At 30.2% G+C, this 18,538-nt stretch carries 16 protein-coding genes, 1 other RNA gene and 1 riboswitch; of the genes, 3 read left to right on the forward strand and 14 right to left on the reverse strand.

Going from position 1 to position 18,538, the window contains the following annotated elements; all coding sequences use genetic code 11:
- The first annotated feature begins 11 nt into the window (after positions 1–11).
- Positions 12–593 carry an SGNH/GDSL hydrolase family protein gene (locus ACZ5N4_RS21975; protein WP_464204627.1) on the forward strand — a complete coding sequence of 194 codons (582 nt, stop codon included), beginning with the start codon at positions 12–14 and terminating at the stop codon, positions 591–593.
- A gap of 10 nt (positions 594–603) precedes the next feature.
- On the opposite strand, the gene ACZ5N4_RS21980 is transcribed toward ACZ5N4_RS21975, so the two are convergent.
- From ACZ5N4_RS21980 to ACZ5N4_RS22000, 5 genes are all read right to left on the reverse strand, one after another.
- Positions 604–849, reverse strand: coding sequence for a hypothetical protein (locus ACZ5N4_RS21980; protein WP_178908109.1), 246 nt, complete (start codon positions 847–849; stop codon positions 604–606).
- A 143-nt stretch (positions 850–992) separates the two neighbouring features.
- Positions 993–1,586, reverse strand: a complete 594-nt coding sequence (locus ACZ5N4_RS21985; protein WP_464204628.1) for a YdcF family protein — start codon at positions 1,584–1,586, stop codon at positions 993–995.
- A gap of 127 nt (positions 1,587–1,713) precedes the next feature.
- Positions 1,714–3,150 (reverse strand): NCS2 family permease, encoded by a 1,437-nt coding sequence (locus ACZ5N4_RS21990; protein WP_464204629.1) that lies wholly within the window; start codon positions 3,148–3,150, stop codon positions 1,714–1,716.
- 80 nt (positions 3,151–3,230) lie between these two features.
- Positions 3,231–3,331: riboswitch (purine riboswitch) on the reverse strand.
- Positions 3,332–4,406: 1,075 nt separating this feature from the next.
- Entirely contained in the window at positions 4,407–6,173 is a 1,767-nt protein-coding gene (locus ACZ5N4_RS21995; protein WP_464204630.1) for a TaqI-like C-terminal specificity domain-containing protein, read from the reverse strand.
- Positions 6,174–6,213: 40 nt separating this feature from the next.
- Positions 6,214–7,365, reverse strand: a complete 1,152-nt coding sequence (locus tag ACZ5N4_RS22000) for a metallophosphoesterase (RefSeq protein WP_464204631.1) — start codon at positions 7,363–7,365, stop codon at positions 6,214–6,216.
- A gap of 114 nt (positions 7,366–7,479) precedes the next feature.
- Here ACZ5N4_RS22000 and ACZ5N4_RS22005 point away from each other — a divergent pair, with 114 nt between their 5' ends.
- Positions 7,480–7,617: a hypothetical protein gene (locus ACZ5N4_RS22005; protein WP_211142306.1), complete on the forward strand. Its 138-nt coding sequence runs from the start codon at positions 7,480–7,482 to the stop codon at positions 7,615–7,617.
- A 117-nt stretch (positions 7,618–7,734) separates the two neighbouring features.
- On the opposite strand, the gene ACZ5N4_RS22010 is transcribed toward ACZ5N4_RS22005, so the two are convergent.
- Both ACZ5N4_RS22010 and ACZ5N4_RS22015 read right to left on the reverse strand, forming a co-directional pair.
- The gene (locus tag ACZ5N4_RS22010) at positions 7,735–9,120 is read right to left on the reverse strand and encodes an MATE family efflux transporter (protein WP_464204632.1); all 1,386 of its coding nucleotides are present in this window, start codon (positions 9,118–9,120) and stop codon (positions 7,735–7,737) included.
- A gap of 116 nt (positions 9,121–9,236) precedes the next feature.
- Complete coding sequence (locus tag ACZ5N4_RS22015) at positions 9,237–9,674, reverse strand: MarR family winged helix-turn-helix transcriptional regulator (protein WP_464204633.1); 438 nt, start codon at positions 9,672–9,674, stop codon at positions 9,237–9,239.
- A 213-nt stretch (positions 9,675–9,887) separates the two neighbouring features.
- On the opposite strand from ACZ5N4_RS22015, the gene ACZ5N4_RS22020 reads away from it, so the two are divergent.
- Positions 9,888–11,117: a S1C family serine protease gene (locus ACZ5N4_RS22020; RefSeq protein ID WP_464204634.1), complete on the forward strand. Its 1,230-nt coding sequence runs from the start codon at positions 9,888–9,890 to the stop codon at positions 11,115–11,117.
- Between the two features lie 188 nt (positions 11,118–11,305).
- Here the strand turns inward: ACZ5N4_RS22020 and ACZ5N4_RS22025 are convergent, their stop codons facing one another.
- The 7 genes from ACZ5N4_RS22025 to ACZ5N4_RS22055 all read right to left on the reverse strand — a co-directional run bounded on the left by ACZ5N4_RS22025 (position 11,306) and on the right by ACZ5N4_RS22055 (position 18,528).
- Positions 11,306–13,618 carry an Eco57I restriction-modification methylase domain-containing protein gene (locus ACZ5N4_RS22025; protein ID WP_464204635.1) on the reverse strand — a complete coding sequence of 771 codons (2,313 nt, stop codon included), beginning with the start codon at positions 13,616–13,618 and terminating at the stop codon, positions 11,306–11,308.
- A 225-nt stretch (positions 13,619–13,843) separates the two neighbouring features.
- Positions 13,844–14,614: a prolipoprotein diacylglyceryl transferase gene (lgt, locus tag ACZ5N4_RS22030; RefSeq protein WP_464204636.1), complete on the reverse strand. Its 771-nt coding sequence runs from the start codon at positions 14,612–14,614 to the stop codon at positions 13,844–13,846.
- A gap of 117 nt (positions 14,615–14,731) precedes the next feature.
- Positions 14,732–15,658 (reverse strand): sulfite exporter TauE/SafE family protein, encoded by a 927-nt coding sequence (locus ACZ5N4_RS22035; protein ID WP_464204637.1) that lies wholly within the window; start codon positions 15,656–15,658, stop codon positions 14,732–14,734.
- Between the two features lie 168 nt (positions 15,659–15,826).
- Positions 15,827–16,173: RNase P RNA component class A (gene rnpB, locus ACZ5N4_RS22040), an RNA gene on the reverse strand.
- Positions 16,174–16,228: 55 nt separating this feature from the next.
- Positions 16,229–16,945 (reverse strand): zinc ribbon domain-containing protein, encoded by a 717-nt coding sequence (locus ACZ5N4_RS22045; RefSeq protein WP_464204638.1) that lies wholly within the window; start codon positions 16,943–16,945, stop codon positions 16,229–16,231.
- A gap of 87 nt (positions 16,946–17,032) precedes the next feature.
- Positions 17,033–17,848, reverse strand: coding sequence for a Nif3-like dinuclear metal center hexameric protein (locus ACZ5N4_RS22050; protein WP_464204639.1), 816 nt, complete (start codon positions 17,846–17,848; stop codon positions 17,033–17,035).
- Positions 17,839–18,528, reverse strand: a complete 690-nt coding sequence (locus ACZ5N4_RS22055) for a tRNA (adenine(22)-N(1))-methyltransferase (RefSeq protein WP_464204640.1) — start codon at positions 18,526–18,528, stop codon at positions 17,839–17,841. The genes ACZ5N4_RS22050 and ACZ5N4_RS22055 overlap by 10 nt, the downstream gene beginning before the upstream one ends.
- Positions 18,529–18,538 lie beyond the last annotated feature (10 nt).

Raw genomic sequence — 18,538 nt, forward strand, 5'->3', positions numbered from 1 at the left:
AGGAATGGTTTATGAAGCTTGTATGTATAGGCGACAGTCTAACTTACGGATATGCAATTTTTAGAAAGGATTGTTGGGTGGAGCTCATCAGAAATAAACTAAATATTGATGTTATCAACAGAGGAGTAAATGGAGATACTACCGCAGGTATGCTTTCAAGATCCTATCAAGATGTTATACAAAGCACCCCTACACATGTAATTATAATGGGAGGATCAAATGACTTTATTGCTAACCGCTCTCTGTACTTGGTTCAAGAAAATATAGAGCAACTAGTAAATGAAGCTACTCTGAATAATATCATTCCAATACTAGGTATTGAGCCTCCTATAGACAAAGTATTAGCACAAAGAAAATGGACCGATGCCGTAGACTACGACAAAATAAATTCTACATTAAGTAACTATAGAAATTGGATTATTAAATTTGCAGAAGAAAATGGTATAAATTATATAGATTTTCACGGCTACTTCTTAGAAATGCTTAAGGACAAAGATCCGAGAGAAATGTATGTCGATGGATTACATCCAACCCCATATGGGCACACAATTATGGCAAACTGTGCTCTGGAATTATTAGAAAAGGTATTATAGGGTTAATCCCCTATAATACCTTTCTTAATTGTTCTGCGTTATATTCTTTAAGTAATTTATTGTTGGCTTCATCTCTAATAATAAGATCTACTTTACCTTCCTTAATTTTAAGTACTTTCCCTTTAGTTTTTGTTCCTATAACATTTACTGGAGTTTTTAACATAAGCTCTTTTACGTCACTAGAATCACAGTATGCACACTTACCTTCATTTGTTATAACCCTTTTACATTCTGAACAATAATAGAGTCTTTCCATACATTTACCTCCTAGCATGTCATTTAAATTAACAACCATTAAAGCTCATCAGCAGAGCTGAAAATCCTGTTTATAATGTCTGCTTATTGCTTTTATCGGTACTTAATATATTCTATATTTTACTCAAATTTCCTTCCAGAAAATTAAAATAATTCAAAATATATTAACTGGAGATAAAACTTTATCGTAGCTGGAACCTCCCTTAAATAGCCTGCTATTTCATGAGATTTGTATTCTGTAACAAAAACCCCTGAATAAGAAGCCTTAATATCACAGTATTTTGCTATTAAAGAAGCTCTTTTTAAATGATATTTATTTGATACCACAACAGCTGTTTTTAGATCTCTTTCTTTCATCATTTCCTTTGAGTTTTGTAGATTCTCCATAGTTGTCATAGACTTATCTTCTTCTATAATATTAGTCTTATTTACTCCTTTGGACATTAAGTATCTTTTCATAGCCTCAGCTTCAGATATATCTTCCCCGCTTCCACGGCCTCCTGAGACAATAATGTACTCCCCATATCCTTCGCTGTATAATTTAGCAGCACGATCTAGCCTATATGCTAGAAAAGGACTTGGTACCGTTCCATATACCTTGCAGCCTAAAACTATTATACAATCTGATTTTTGAGGCTTAGCAATTTGTCCAAAATAAATTACCGTGGACAATGAAATTAAAATAAAAACAACTCCACATATTAATAGAACTTGTAAAAACTTAAGTATCTTATTCATATTGTAACCACCCCCACCCCTAATTAAGCAGTCTATATAAACCATTCTATGGCTTATATACAAAAGTTGTCAATGTTGAAATAAAAAAACTGCCTGCGGTATATCCCCACAGCCAGTTTTTATATAACTATTCCGGTAATAGTACAAATCTAATTATAAATAAAAGTGCTAATATATAAACTATTGGATTAACTTCTTTTCGTTTTCCTGTTACTAATTTTACTATTGGATAAAAAATTATTCCTGCTGCAATACCATTTGCTATACTGTAGCTAAATGGCATAATAGCTATTGTAAAGAATGCAGGAAGTGCTTCTGTAAAGTCTTCGAAGTTTATCTTCGTAACAGCACCCATCATTAGTACTCCAACAATTACAAGTGCCGGTGCCGTAGCTTCTGCTGGAACTACTCCTACTAACCCTCCAAAGAATAATGCTAGTATAAATAGAATTCCTGTTGTAAAAGATGTAAGTCCTGTTCTTCCGCCTTCTGATATACCTGATGTAGATTCTACGTAAGTAACCACTGTACTTGTTCCCATTATAGAACCAAATGTAGTAGCTAAAGCATCTGATAAAAGAGCCTTATTCATGTTCTTAACTCTTCCATCTTTGTCTAGCATTTTTGCTTTTTGCGCTGTTCCAACTAATGTTCCTATAGTATCAAATAAATCTACTAAACTGAAAGTTAATACAACCATAACTAAACTTGTGAAAGCTCCCACCATACCTGCTTCACCAAGCTTTAAGAGTCCTTTAAAATCAAAGGCAAAGAAAGTAGGTGCTAATGATGGTGGTGCACTTATTACTTTTATACCAGCAAGATGAGTTATTCCAAAAGGTATTCCTACAATAGTAGTTAATATTATTCCTATAAGTATAGATCCTTTAACCCCTCTTGACATTAATATTCCTGTTATAACAATTCCTATAAGTGTTACAATTGCGTGAGGATCTGTGAACTTTCCAAATCCAACTAAGGTTGCTGGATTAGCAACTATTATACCTCCACTTTTAAGTCCTATAAGAGCTATAAAAAGTCCTATACCGCCTGAGATAGCAAGTTTCAGATTATGTGGAAGCGCATCTACTATTTTTTCTCTGATTGACGTTACTGTTATTATTATAAAAAGTATTCCTGATACAAATACTGCAGCTAGTGCTTGCTGCCATGTATAACCTAATGTTAAACATACGCTATAAGTGAAGAATGCGTTAAGCCCCATTCCTGGCGCCTGTGCAAATGGCAGATTAGCATAAAGTGCCATTACTAAAGTACCTATTGCAGCCGCTATGCATGTTGCACCAAAAACCGAAGCAACAACGGGGTCATTTATTGCTGAAATTCCAGCTTTAACAGCAGCATCTCCCATAAGTCCCTGTGAGTTCATTCCTGCTTGCATCAATATACTTGGATTAACAAAAATAATATAAGCCATTGTAATAAATGTAGTTATTCCAGCAACTATTTCTGTTTTTACATTAGTATTATTTTCTGATAGTTTAAAAAATGAGTCTAAAAATGATTTTTTTTCGTCTCCTTGTTTAGGCTTTTCCATATACATTGTTTTTCCCTCCAATAAAAAAAGCTCCCAATTCGAATCTTGAGTAAATCCGAATTAGAAACTCTAATAATTAGTATAATAGTTTAAACGGATCCACCCATAGTCAGAGATTTACGGTACTCTGGTAGAGACTCTTGAACCATATTATCAAGATTATACGGACGAATTAACTTATTTCATTTTTATACTTCATATATTAACATCACATAAATATAAAGTCAATATGTTTTATAGTTTTTTAAATCATAATGTTCTTAACTGTATTTATCATACAAATATTTTTCCAGTTAATATTCGTTACAATTCGAACATTCAATAATTGTTTCTAAGTAAATTGTTCAATTTATTAAACCTATTTGAAATTTAATTGAACAAATCCAGGAACGCAGCCACTTCTTACTCCCTGTGAGTATTAGGGCTGGTAGCCATCGGATAAATATTAGCTGTAATATAAATTTGCTACTTTATTTTAAAATAATAAATATAGCAGTATATTTTTTTGCATTTCTCAAAAATACTATGAAAAATTTTCAGAAAATAACAATTTGTCACTTAAAATAATTCATTTTTTCATTTTAAAATCCTACTAATTATTATTACCTTTGTCGATTTATGTTATTTTTTTCATTAACTTTGTATACTTATACATTTATTTTTTTATTCTTTAGTGATAATATTATTTTTTTATTGACTTGTAATAATTTTTTTGCTATTATTTTAATAATAAATAACTTCACTGTCAATTTTTAGTTAATTTTAATCCTAATATAACCTTTTATTAAATTGACTAAAAATATTTCGAAAATTGAATTTTAAAACGTTAAAATTTCTCAATTTTGATATATGAGGAAGCTACATATAAGATATAAATTTGTTTCCTCTAATGATACCCCTTTCACTTCCCCTCCACATGTAAAACATGTGGAATTTTTTTTATCCGATGACTACCCGCTCTAATACTCCCTCTTTAAGAAAAGCGATTCGCATCAAATCGGAGACTTGGGCTCTCTGCTTTTCTTAAAGAGAGAGTAAAGAGCGGCTACATCCCTGGATTCGTTCAAGTAAAAATCAGGTGGGGGTTAAGGCGGAATCGCCCCGGAGTCGTAGACAACCCCCATATGATTTAAGTTTCACTTTATTAACTTAATGTTAAAAAGAGCTGTAGAATATTGTTTTTAATATTCTATAGCTCTTTTTATTTTGCAACAGTGCTTAAAGTTATATATAGAAGCATAAAGCTTCATCAAATATAGATTTTATGCTCTGATTTTATTAATAATTTTTCTCTCATGTGAATCAATCTTATATAAATTAAATATTTCTGTATTTAGTTTTTCCTCAATTTTACAAATATATTCTGAATCATCATCTTTGATTGCACCTAATAAGTTATCAACCATTTTTTCTATATCTTTCTGTTTATCTATATTGCACTTTTTAATTGGCATTTTATCTAAATTATACTTTTTAATTTGAGGAGTAGAGTTTAAATTAGTTACTAAAAAGTTTAAGTAGTACCACTCCGCTAATTTGGAATTTAATATAGCTAAAATATATTTGTATAAATACTTGTTATCTAATTTTATCAATCCATAAAGGGACTGCTCTATTATATATCCTTTAGTGTCCAAAGCAGCTATTATCTTGTTTCCGGTTTTTCTGATGATTATCTTTGATGTTGAAGATAACTTTGACAAATCCTTTGTTCCACCCTTTATATTTTCCGGCAAAAACTCATAATAGTATGTTTTTAATATATTATATCTAGCTATATTTTCTCCTTTTAATATTTCTACCTGGGATTCACTTACCCGCTCTTTAGTTATTTTTTTTGAATCTCCAATGAAACCAGTAAATGTTGAACTTATATCTCCTAAATATTCACTTTCTTTTTCAATCTTATTTTTTATAGACCTGTAATTATTGCTATCTTCATATGAAAACTCGTAATTTATACTTTTTAGGTACTCCTTTTGATTAATACAATAGTTCCTTTTATTAAATACATCTATCCTTATCTTATTGTCTTGACCGTACTTCTTTTCAACTACAAAAACCATTGTATCAGTAGTTATATTAGGAAACTTTATTTCAAAAGTTAAATTTAAAAGATTATAATTACTTAATATCTCTTTTCTTAATGATCTATATTGTAAGTTCTTCGCGAATCTATCTGGTATGATAAATCCGATTACCCCTCCATCTTTAATCAATTGGAATGATCTCTTAATAAAATACTCATATAGGTTAGGTAAATAAAAGTTACCATTATATTTATTTATATAATAGCTCACTAATTTATCTTCTATATCTCCCTTATGCTTTCTACTTAAGGAAACCCAAGGAGGATTTCCAATAATATAATCATACTTATTACTCCAAAACTCGCATATACTGGTTAACTCTTTTACTTCATTAAAATTTAACCCTTTCTTTTTCAAGTTTCCTTCTATATCTATATATTCACACAAAAATGCTTTATCATTTGTTTCTGCTATGCTATCTAAATTGTAATCTTCTTCCCATTTTATTAAGCTATCACAACAAATTATATTAGGCTCAATATAAATGCTGCTCTTAGACTTTGAAGATAAGTTTATTTTAGCTAGTTTAACTGCATCGATATCTATATCTGACCCAAATATACAGTTTTTAATTATATGATAATGAATATTTTTACTACACCAATAATCTTTACCTTTAATTTTTAGTTCATCATTATTTGTATACATTACAAATTCATCGTAATAATACTTTTTATTTAACATAGAGAGATTTTTTAAAAATTTATCCATTAATATATCATATGCCTTGATTAAAAAATAACCGCTGCCGCAAGAAGGGTCTAATATTTTTACAAAAGGATTTTCAATTATATCAATGTTATTCATAGTATTTTCTATAATATAAGTAACAATGAATTCTGGAGTGTAGAATCTTCCATAATCTTTACGAATCTTTAAATCTATGTGCTTTTCGTATTCTTCGCCCATTACAACTGTGTTATCATGTTTGCCATCCATATGCATACCTTCCTGTAATTAAACCTTATTTTTGATATATCTACTGTTCGAAAGTAACTTCAGTTTTAACAATTTCCGAGCTACTTCCTATCCTTATAGGAGGCCCCCAGGTTCCAAATCCTGAGGTTACAATAATATTAAAGTTATTCTCTTTCAGATATCCCCAGTCTATTTTAAAAATCCTCTTTGTAATTAAACCAGTGGGAAAAAATTGCCCTTTATGAGTGTGACCTGAAAATTGAAGATCTACTCCTGCTTTTTCTGCATCTTCAATTTTTACCGGCTGATGATCTAAAACTACTATTGGTAACGATTTATCGCAATCTTTAATTAACTGGGAAATATCACTTCTACTTTTACCACTAAACCTCTGGGCTGAAACATCGTCTCTACCAACAATATAAAAACTATCCTGTATCTTTTCTACATTATCTTTCAAAAGCTTAATATCAGCGTCTTTATATGCTTTTTCTATTTTCTCAATATTTCTGCTCATATACTCATGATTGCCAAGCACTGCATAAACACCATATTCAGATTTTATCTTTTTAAATGATTCTTCCATATGTTCCTCTATAAAAGGATTTATATCATCATCTATAATGTCGCCACAAAATAAAACTATATCAGGATTTAGCTTATTAACTTCCTCTATCATTTTATTCAACCTATTTTTCCCTATTATACTTCCTAAATGAACATCAGATATCGTTATAATATTGAGCTTCTTTAAATTTCCTGCCTTTTTATTTATCGTTATGTCATATCCAACTACCTTCGAATGATTTGCATTATAAGTTCCATATATTAAAATTATAGAAATTATAAAAATTGCTGCTGCATCCAAAATTAATTCTATATCATAAGCTCCTCTATAATAGGTACCTGTACCTATTACCTTAAGTATTAACCTTATTATTATAAGAAAAACTGTCATGATTAAAAAATAAAACAATATTGCAATCCAATAAGAACCAACTAAATTAAATGCTTTATCAATGGATGTAGGTAGAAACCTTCTTCCAATTCTTCCTATGAAGAATGATAAAACTATTAAAGCGAACAAAATCCAATATAAATAAATATTAACAAAAGGCATTAATTCTTTAATGATTCCCCATCCTCTTAATCCAACAAATATATTAGCTGCCGCAAAAATGGACAGAAATAAAATTCCTATTAAATATACCATTTTCATCATCCTCAATTAATAATGCTATAATTATTATATTTTAACATAAATTATGGAAAAGTATAAAAACTTTTTTAAAGGTTAATCTATAAAATATAGGAAGGAGGACTAACTATGACTCATACCGAAAGCAAAAAAGCTACAAAACCACAAAACAAAAAACTTTCAAAACCAGATATAAAATATGAAGAAGAAATGGAAAAAAGACAACCGAAAAGTGCTTTGGATATTGATAGAATCAGTAATTCTTAAAAGAAAAACCCCAGGAATCTCTGGGGTTTTTCATATGTTTAACACTTTATGGCATATATTAAATCACTTCTTATAATAAAGTAAAGCTTAGTTTAAAATAAAATTTCTTCATCTCAATTATTCTATGCATTCTTTAGGTGATTGTGAACTTAATTCTGATGTATCTTCTAACTTTAATTTCTTTACCTCTAACATTAGAAATATTAAAGTCAAAATTGATGATATAAAGTCTGATATCGGACCTGCCATCCACACACCATTTAATTTAAATATTCCTGGGAGAATTAGCAGCATAGGAATTAAAATTATTACCTGCCTTGAAAGAGCTAAGAACATCGATACTTTTGCTTTTCCTATAGCTTGAAAAAAGTTTGAACTAACAATTTGGAAACCTACTACAGGAAACATTATCATAAATATTTTCATTCCATGTACTGTTATCTGTGTTAACGAAACATCTGACTTATTAAACATTTGAACTAAAAATTCTGGAAAAATATGAACTAGCAGTGTACCAACTGTTGAGATTATCGTAGCAGAAATGGCAGCTAATTTTAACGCCTTCTTCACACGTTCATATTTTTTAGCACCGTAATTAAAACCTATTATAGGCTGAGATCCTTGATTAATACCAAAAATAGGCATCAAAATTATTGTAGCTATACTATTTATTATTCCAAAGGCACCTATTGCTAAATCTCCACCATATATTCCTAATTTTTTATTTAAGATAACATTAACCAAACTTGCAGCAATCTGCATTGCAAAGGGCGACATTCCTATAGCAAATATACTTATAACTACTTCTTTTTCTAACTTAAAATTCTTCGCTTTAAGCTTTAATAAACTATTTTTTCCTCTAAAATATGAAATTACCCAAATAGTATTAACAGCCTGTGATATAACGGTTGCAGTAGCAGCTCCTTTTATTCCAAAATTAAATATATATATAAATATAAAGTCTAAAACTATATTTAAAATACATCCAATTAACATAGTTGTCATCGCTTTTTTAGGATTTCCCTCTGAGCGAATTATATTATTCAATCCAAACCCTAAATTTTGAAGAACAGCACCAGCTAATATTATAGTTATAAATTCTTTTGCATAAACAATAGTATTACTACTTGCTCCAAAAGCCCTTAGCATAGGGTCCATAAATATCATACCAAAGAATGTAACTAACAATGAAACTATTATAAGCAAGGTAAAAGCATTTCCTAATATCTTTTCCGCCTCATCTTTTTTGTGTTGTCCTAATTTTATTGATATACGAGAAGCTGCTCCAATCCCTACAAGCATTCCAAAACCCATAATTATAATTCCGATAGGAAATGTAAGGCTTACACCAGAAATTGCCATGGCTCCTACTACTCTTCCTATAAACATTCTATCAATTATAATATATAAAGAATTTACTAGCATTCCAACTATCGCTGGAATAGAAAACTCAAAAAGTAACTTTCCTACACCTTCATATGCCAGTTTTTTTGAACGATCCATATACTACCTCCTTTTCTTTCTCTAAAACTATCTATCTTATTATAGTAGTATTTTTTAAATAATTAGGCTCCTAAACATCCTCTATGATTCCAATTCAATGCTTATTTAAACTTTATTTAATCCAAATTAGTATACATCTTTTTTATCCAACAAAATAGCAGTTGTTTCTCTTCAACTGTAAAGTCCTTACATAATATATCTTCCATTTCTTTCGCAACTTCTAGACTTTTAAACCTAAGCTCTCTTCCTTCCTCTGTAACATAAAGCCTTTTAATTCTTGCGTCTTTTTCATCCTCTTTCCTAAGTACCCATCCCCTAGAAACTAAAGTATCTACTAATCCTGTAAGAGATGGAGGTTTTATTTGAAGTCTTTCCGCAATTTCCTTTTGAGTTAGACCATCCTCTCTCCAGAGTTGAGCCAGCACACTCACCTGTGATACGGTAAAACCATATTTCTCAAGTTTATGATTATGTAGATTTATCATATTTCTATATACTCTTTTCAGCCAATACCCTATTAATTTATCTACTTCACAGGTTGAATTTTCCTTCATTTATTTAGCCTCCTAATTAATTACTCAAATTATTTTACATATATAAATCTCATTTGTCAAGAGTTTTTTCAAGTTAACAATTATTAAACAAAATTGTTATATTCATTTAACATTTTTGTCACTTAGCTGTCACAAATTAAATTTAATATAAATTTATCATCACAAAACAAACTTATATGCTCATATTTTAAATGTCTAAAGGAGGAATATTTTATGGATAATTTAAATAATGAACTTACAAAAATAGAAGATATGAAAACTGAGGAAATCTCTCCAGAGTCTAAAAGCAGCGAATTTTATGATTATAAGACACCTAAAGGTTTTAAAACCAAATATAAACGCAAGGGAAAGATTTTTTCTTATATAGTAGTAGGCTTAATTTGTAGTGTAGTAGGAGGGGCTGCCTCTACTGCCGCTTCATTATACCTTTTACCTAAATCAAACTTTTTTAAGAATACTCCCTTATATCAAAGTGTAGCGCAAAATACTAATGCTCAAAATTTTAACGCTTCTCCTATGTCTACATTTAAAGGTTCTCTTTCAGTCGCAGATATTGCTAAGAAAGTTGGACCTGCAGTAGTTGGTGTATCAGTTAAAAGTTCTTCTCAAAGAAATATGTTTTCTGCTCCTAAGGAAGAGGAAGGCATGGGTTCTGGTATCATCATTAATGAAGATGGATATATTCTAACTAACTATCATGTTATAAACGGTGCCGATGTAGTAAGCGTAATTTTTAATAATAATGAAGAAGTACCTGCAAAAATAATAAACTATGATTCAAGCCTCGATTTAGCTGTAATACAGGTCACAAAGAAGGTAAAAATGCCTGCTGTAGCAGAGCTTGGTAGCTCTAAAGATATGCAAGTTGGAGATCCAGTAGTGGCTATAGGAAACCCATTAGGAAAAGAGTTATTAGGTTCTGTAACAACAGGAGTAATAAGCTCATTAAATAGAGAAATTAGTGTAGGGGATTCAAAACAAACTCTTCTTCAAACAGACGCTGCAATAAACCCTGGAAATAGCGGCGGTGCTCTTGTTAACTCCTTAGGTCAGGTTATAGGAATTAATAGTGCTAAAATTGGCGGAGATGGTGTTGAAGGCATTGGGTTTGCTATACCTATAGATGTAGTTAAGCCGAAGATAGATAGCTTGCTAAAACCAATATTAAAGCTTGGTATTTCAGCTAGAGAAATAACTTCAGATATGGCTAAGCAATATCAAATACCTCAAGGGGTTTATGTAGTTGGAGTCCAAGAATTTAGCGCCGCTGAAAAATCCGGGCTACAAGTTGGAGACACTATTCTAAAATTTGATGGAAGATCTGTTAAATCTGTAGATGATATTAATAAAATTAAATCTGAGCACAAAGCTGGTGATGAAATTAAACTAGATATCTATAGAGATGGAAAAAATTCGACTTTAAAGTTAAAATTAACAGATTAAATTTTAACATCTTAGCAGCTTTGCTAAGGTGTTTTCCTGTTATCTCTAGGCATAATCAAATAAATAATAGACCAGTATTCTCGCCTATTTGCCACGAATACTTCGTCGCCAAAATCCAGGCATAGCCCCACTATGACTGGATTTTACCTCCTTGTCTCGTGACAAATATGCTTCGAATCTTTGGTCTCTTATTTCTTTTCATATGCCTTAAACCAAATTTCGTGAATATATTCTGGCCATGAAGATAACCCGTATTCATGGCTATTATATTTTACTAAATCTTTTTTATTCATAGTAACTTTCCTGTTTCTCATATACTTATTCCATGTATCAGAATAAGTATTCAACATTTCCTTTATTATACATAAATTTCCTTTCTTATAATTAAAATCTTTAATTATTGTAATTATGTCATAAAAATTTTCTATTCTGTTTTCTAAACCCTTTTCTATTTCTTCAACAGATAGATATCTTTTATTTTCTTTTAAAAGTTCCATTGCTTCAGATTTTAAGACATTAAATAACTCATCTATTAACTCATTATAATATGTATAATCATTTTTATCTAATTCAAAATCTTTATTAAATTGAAAAACTCTACTAGAGTCTCCATTTTTCCCACTTAATTTATCTTGTATTAAGATTATATCTTTTTTGGTAAACTTATAGGCCTCATATAAAACCCTATTGCTTTCTGTAATGCTATCTTTAAGTTTTTGCTTAAAATCGAGTTGATGTTCTTTGAATAGATCATAATGATAAATAATTTTATAGTAATCCTTATTTTCAGTTATAAAGTTAAACTTTAAGTTTTTAATTTCATTTTTTATACCTATTATTTTTTTTATAAGTTCTCCATATTTCTTATCATACATTAAATCCAAATTTATAGGTAATCTCTCTGCATCATAGTGCTGTATATATGGATAAGCTTTTGGGTTAGTTATCAAAGCTTCTTTAAAATAAAAATTACATAATTCAGATTGAATTTGCCCAAGTAAATTAAAAACATTATAGTTTTCGTAAGGTATAATCAAATATACTGATTGCTCAGCAAAAGTTCCACATTCATCAATAGCTCCAACTATATTATCTCCGGTTTTTCTTAATAAAATTTTAGGACAATATTTATGCTTTTCTATGCTTTTAGTTCCACCAAATATTTTAACATCATTTGCATTAAAAAACCTGTTTTCATTGCCTATGATATATTTATCTAAGTCTTTTCCTACTACTACTCTATCTCTTTTGTTATCATAAGAATGATTTTCAAAATGATGATTTTTATCTTTAATCATCATCCCTACATGTACACTACTAAAATCTTCTAAGGTTTTTGAATTATCTTTTACTTTTTTGATTAAACCTTGACATTCATATTTTGTAAGTATATTTACTGTAAATTTATTATTTCCATTTATGTCTTTCTGATTAATACTGCTGCTATAAAAGTTATTATCATCAATATAATCTAATTTTATTGGTATACTATAACTCTTTTCACAGCTCCCTTTCTCTACAATATATACAACAGTACCAACAATGGCATCTTCAAATACTTTGTTTGAAAAACCAGTTATATTTATTATTTTAGAATTTCTGAATAAACTCTTCCTTGATTCCTCATAGCTGTTTGTAAGAAAATATCTATCAGGTATTATAAAACTGTGCCTTCCTCCATGCTTTAATACATCTATGACTCTTTCCATAAGCAGATAAAATGTATTTTTCTTATAACCAATGGTTTTGTAATTATTTATAATGTAGTTCCAGTAATCTTTTTCTATTTCGGATTGCAACAATACTATATATGGTGGATTACCAATTATATAATCAAATTTATTGTTCCAGAATTTTCTCAAACCACTAATTGTTCTGTCAATTTCATTTGTAACTAAATATTCTTCTCTACTGTTCTGACACTTGTAGTTTTTATATATAATTGATTTTACTATGTCAACTTCGTTATTTGAATTTATTTTTTCCCATCTTATTAAACTATCTCCTTGAACTATATTCATATCAACTTCTACTTTACTTTGACATCTGCTTAGAAGGTTTCTTTTAGCAAGTTGTACTGCTACCGGGTCTAAATCCATTCCATATAGACAATTTTTTATAATATGATAATCTATATTTTCTTCTCTCCAATATTCCCTTCCCTTAACCGCCTGCATATCGTCACGTGCGGACTCCTTATTCTCCATATGATAGATGTGATTCCCATATTTCTTTTGTAAAACACCTAGACTAGAGATAAACTTCTCTTTCAGTATGTCATAAGATTTAGCTAAAAAATATCCAACTCCACAGGTTGGATCAAGAATTTTTATGAAGGGGTTACTTACTATATCTGCTTCTAAAACTGTATACTTTAATATATAATCTACTATGTAGTCTGGAGTGTAGTAAATCCCTTTAGATTTTCTGGTATTTTTATCTGTTAATTTTTCATATATGGCCCCAATAGATTTTTTATCCTCATTAAAAACCTTAGTCATAAGCCTACTTCCTCCAAAATAGTATAATACATTTAGGCATCTTCAAGAAATAACTAGTCAGCATGCTAGTCTATTTTACGTCATACTGCAACCGCAGAATCCATAGATAGGGTCTCAAGTCTCTTCGGAACCTATCTCCTTGTCTGACACAAAATGCCTGTGGCATCTTTGACTTGTTATTTTCTTTCAGATAACCTACTTCCCAAAGAACACAGATAGAGTTTATTATGACTTTCTATTTTCACTTCTTCTGTAAGCAAATATATAAAATCCTATGCAGAGTATAATTCCTGATAAACTTACTAATTGAGCGACCCTTATAGGGCCAAACATTAAGCTGTCAGTCCTCATTCCTTCTATAAAAAATCTTCCTAGAGAATATAATCCTATATATAAGAAAATTACTGTGCCGGTTTTTAGTTTCTTTCTTAATAGATAAATTAATATTAAGCAAACACAAAAATTCCAAATAGATTCATATAAAAAAGTAGGATGATAGTATACGCCATCTATGTACATTCCCTTTTGTATAAACGCAGGAAACTTTTGTATAAACTCATAAGTTACAGGACCACCATGTGCTTCTCCATTAAAAAAGTTTCCCCATCTTCCTATTGCCTGGCCTAGTATTATTGACGGAGCTGCTATATCTGCCATTTCAAGAAAATCTAAATTTTTACGCTTAGTGTATATATAAGCTGAAGCTAGTGCAAATATTATTCCTCCGTGAATTGCAAGTCCTCCCTGTCTTATATTAAAAATATCTATTAAATTATCTCTGTACTCATTGAACTGAAATATTACATAATATGCTCTAGCACCTATAATAGCAAAAGGAAATGCTATTAAAAATGTATCTATGAGTTTTTCGTAATCATACTCTCTCATCTTGCAGTTAAAGCTTGCCAGCAGTAATGCTGCTGTAATTCCAAGGGCTATAATTATTCCATACCATCTAATTTCAAATCCATTTATTGAAAATGCTACTGGATTCATAAAATTTTCATCCTTTCTATTTCTATTATTACAAAAATTATATTACTATATATAATACTACAAAGATTAAAAGACTTCCAGCTCATAAATTTAAGCTGAAAGTCTTTGAACTGTATATTAAACTATTTCTTCTATGCTTGATTTAAAATCTTTGTTTGCTTTCGCAGATTTAAACATTATAGCTGATGTGTATATTATTACACAAACAACTACCCATTTTAATATATTTAATGGCAGAGATTTTACTATATATGCAGCTATTAAAACACCTATTGAACCTAATATAGCTATAGCCATAGATGCCTTAGTAGAATAAGCACCATTTTTAATAAACTTATAAGAAGCAAAAGGCATTAAAATTGCACAGGAACCCATCATTATCGGGAATGCAACCTTAGGTCCCATTCCTAGTGCAAATACAAGAGCCATACAAGGTGCATATAACCCTATACCCACAGTCATCAATGCTCCAAAAACAAAATTACCTATAATTCCTATTATTAATTTTATTCCTGTAAGACCTACTGCATCTCCTCCAACTGGGAAAAGTTTCAACTGACCTGCAACCATGAGTCCAGCTACCGCAATTAATGCTATTCCCATACAAATTTGAATAGTTCTTTCTTCAAACTTGGATACAATCTCAGCTCCAACAACCGCACCAATTACCGCAGCCACGAGCATACAAATAAGTGTAATAGGGTCAACTTCAATAACTGTCATAAAAATAATAGCCTCAAGAATTGTTGGAATTGTATTAGCTACATTTAACGTTCCTGGCAATTTTACGTCATCAACAATTTTTAAGTTTTTAAAAAATGGAGTTTCGATGGCAAAGCTTCCTATACCTAAAGTATCAAAAAAGTTTGCTAACATACCGATAAGTCCTAACTTTATGAAACTTCCCTTTTCTAAGGTTCCCTCTCTTTTCTTCCTTAGATAATCCTTAGTCAAAATAACCATAAGCCAGATACTACTTGCGATCATAAAACCTAAAATAAATTTCAGCATATGTTTCCTCCTATTTGGGATTATTTTTGACATATAGCTTTAATATTTCGTATTTTTCTACTTTTTCATATTATTTTATAATATTTTTGACAATTTTTCAATATATCTTATACTATTTTATTAAACTTTAAATATCTATACATTACTAATTAAAACCACAACAAAAAACTCAAGGTCAAAGACCTTGAGTTATCTGCGGTATATGCGACCAAACCTATAAGCCGAGTTCTGTATTAGACAATCATCTATCTAGGCCCATTGTTACCAATAGGCTCAAGCGATACTACCCGGAAGCGGAGCGGACCACCCCTTTAATGCTTCCCTATTCGATCTTGCTCCAGATGGGGTTTACATAGCCGCAAAGTCGCCAATGCGCTGGTGAGCTCTTACCTCGCCTTTCCACCCTTACCGAAACAAAGTTTCGGCGGTATATCTCTGTTGCACTTTCCTTCAAGTCACCCTGACTGGGTATTACCCAGCACCCTGTCCTATGGAGCTCGGACTTTCCTCTCCTGTGTTACCACAGCAGCGATTGTCTGGCTTACTCGCAGATATTATAATATCATATACTATCACAAAATGCAAATAGTATTTATATGTAAATTATAACCTATCGTTGTAATATAGTATTCTTCCGCAATGCTCACAATAAACTATCTTTTTACTTTTTTTTATGTCATCCAAAACAACGGAAGACAAATACATTTTGCAGCCAGAGCATACATTGTTTTGTACTTTAGCTGCTCCTGTTCCCATCCTTTTCTTTATATTATTAAAATCAAGCAATAGCTTAGGAGGGATTAACTTTTCTAGATTTTGAATGTTTATTTCTACTTTCTTCATATCTTCTTTAGCTTTATTGATTTTTTTATCTGTATCTTCTTTACAACTGTAGAAGCTGTTTTTTAGTTTTGCAAGTTTTATTCTTGAGTTCTCCTTATCCTTTAGAAGCTTTTCTTGGCTCTTTAGTAAAACTGCTTTCTTATATTCTAAGTCTTTTATTATATTTTTTCTATATTCCATAGAATCTTGTAATGCTTCTAACACGTGATAATTACTTACATTGTTATTGTATAATTTATAATCTTCTCTATTTTGCTCTTCCTTAACACTAGAAAGCTCTATATTTAATTCACTAATCTTGTTGTCTAAACTAGTTAATTCTTTTTCCTTTTTTCTAAAATTTATCTTTTCATCTTCAAATTCTTCTTTAAGCTTTTTCAGTACGTTGATATGTGATCCGTCTTTTAATACTTTGATACTTTCTTTTGCAATCTTCTGATTCTTTTGGATTTCTAAAAGTAAATCTAATGAATTCATTCTGTGATCCTCCTCATAATCTTTAGTATTAATACTGGCATTCTATATTAAAATAAAAAAATAGAAATAGGTATATGAAACCCATTTCTATTTATATTTATACGGACTTCTATTAAATTCAGATATGTATACAAAATTACTGAATCCCATAAATTCCAACTTATCTTTTAACCATTTAGCAAACACCTTCATAGCAGGCCATTCAGTTCCAAAATGCCCAGCATCGATAACAGCAATACCTTCCTCATTTAAATCGCTAACATAATGATAAGTTGTATCTCCTGTGATTATACAATCTGCACCTAATCTTTTAGCAGCGTTAAAATAGTCTTGACCACTGCCATTTATAACAGCAATCTTTTTAATTTTCATTTCATCATTTCCACTATATCTAAGCATAGAAATATTTAAATCTTTCTTGATTTTATCACATAGTTCTAATACTGTTATAGGCTCATCTAAAACAGCAATTCTTCCTATTCCTGTACCATAATCATCATCTTTTCTTTTATCTGAGAGGCTTATGGTATCATATTTTTTAAGACCTAACAATTGCATAACAATATCATTTATGCCACCTTTAATTGAGTCTAAATTAGTATGACTTGAATAAACATTAAGGCCACTTCTTATAATTTCGATTATTTTCTTTCCTAATAATGTGTCTGTGGTTATGTTTAAAGGCTTTCTAAATAATAGTGGATGATGAGTCAATATAAGGTTGCATTTTTTTCCCTTTGCTTCCTCAATTACATCCAATGTACAATCTAAAGCTACAAGTATTGATGTTACCTCTGCACTTCTTTCACCAATCATAAGTCCTACATTATCATAGCTTTCTTTAAATTTTGATGGGGCATGTTCTTCCATTATTTTATCAATATCTTTAACTTTTAAAGACATTTTAACAGCTCCTCAAGTTTTGTTATTTTATTTTTTACTTCGACCTTTCTTCTATTAGATGACTCCGACTCTTCTACTATATTATTTAGTATTTTTATATAGCGATCAATTTTTATCTTAATATATTGCTTTGCAAGTGGGTGTTTTTTTTCTATTAATATCTTCCCTACTTCATAGTAAATGCTATCTATATCTTCAATTTTATTATCATAAGTTACTTTAATGATTTCATAAAGTTTATTATCATCTATACATAACTCTTCATCAATTATTTTATATCCTTTTTTATAAATATATTCCCTTAGCACTTCAGGATTTTGAACAGGTTGAAGCACTGCAAATTCCGCTTTTTTAAACTTATCTACGCCTTCTTCCATAATATCTCTTATTAAGTTTCCACCCATTCCAGCAATAACTATTCCTTGTACCTCTCCTGGCTGAATTGTAGTAAGCCCTCCCCCTAGCCTGCACTGTATTCTATCCTGCATATTTTCAAGTTTAATATTAAACCTTGCTTTTTCTACAGGACCTTTATTTATATCTGATGCTATAGCTTTTTTGCATACTTTATTCTTTACTAAATATATAGGTATATATCCATGGTCAGTTCCTATATCAGCTACAGCTTCACATTCATCAACCATTCCAGCAATAGTTTTAAGTCTTAAACTAATTTCCATTGAATTCTAC

The organism is Clostridium nitrophenolicum, assembly GCF_055391695.1.

Coding starts and splice junctions, on each gene's coding strand:
- ACZ5N4_RS21975 (WP_464204627.1), top strand. CDS start 12: ATGAAGCTTGTATGTATAGGCGACAGTCTAACTTACGGATATGCAATT.
- ACZ5N4_RS21980 (WP_178908109.1), bottom strand. CDS start 849: ATGGAAAGACTCTATTATTGTTCAGAATGTAAAAGGGTTATAACAAAT.
- ACZ5N4_RS21985 (WP_464204628.1), bottom strand. CDS start 1,586: ATGAATAAGATACTTAAGTTTTTACAAGTTCTATTAATATGTGGAGTT.
- ACZ5N4_RS21990 (WP_464204629.1), bottom strand. CDS start 3,150: ATGTATATGGAAAAGCCTAAACAAGGAGACGAAAAAAAATCATTTTTA.
- ACZ5N4_RS21995 (WP_464204630.1), bottom strand. CDS start 6,173: ATGGATGGCAAACATGATAACACAGTTGTAATGGGCGAAGAATACGAA.
- ACZ5N4_RS22000 (WP_464204631.1), bottom strand. CDS start 7,365: ATGGTATATTTAATAGGAATTTTATTTCTGTCCATTTTTGCGGCAGCT.
- ACZ5N4_RS22005 (WP_211142306.1), top strand. CDS start 7,480: ATGACTCATACCGAAAGCAAAAAAGCTACAAAACCACAAAACAAAAAA.
- ACZ5N4_RS22010 (WP_464204632.1), bottom strand. CDS start 9,120: ATGGATCGTTCAAAAAAACTGGCATATGAAGGTGTAGGAAAGTTACTT.
- ACZ5N4_RS22015 (WP_464204633.1), bottom strand. CDS start 9,674: ATGAAGGAAAATTCAACCTGTGAAGTAGATAAATTAATAGGGTATTGG.
- ACZ5N4_RS22020 (WP_464204634.1), top strand. CDS start 9,888: ATGGATAATTTAAATAATGAACTTACAAAAATAGAAGATATGAAAACT.
- ACZ5N4_RS22025 (WP_464204635.1), bottom strand. CDS start 13,618: ATGACTAAGGTTTTTAATGAGGATAAAAAATCTATTGGGGCCATATAT.
- lgt (WP_464204636.1), bottom strand. CDS start 14,614: ATGAATCCAGTAGCATTTTCAATAAATGGATTTGAAATTAGATGGTAT.
- ACZ5N4_RS22035 (WP_464204637.1), bottom strand. CDS start 15,658: ATGTCAAAAATAATCCCAAATAGGAGGAAACATATGCTGAAATTTATT.
- ACZ5N4_RS22045 (WP_464204638.1), bottom strand. CDS start 16,945: ATGAATTCATTAGATTTACTTTTAGAAATCCAAAAGAATCAGAAGATT.
- ACZ5N4_RS22050 (WP_464204639.1), bottom strand. CDS start 17,848: ATGTCTTTAAAAGTTAAAGATATTGATAAAATAATGGAAGAACATGCC.
- ACZ5N4_RS22055 (WP_464204640.1), bottom strand. CDS start 18,528: ATGGAAATTAGTTTAAGACTTAAAACTATTGCTGGAATGGTTGATGAA.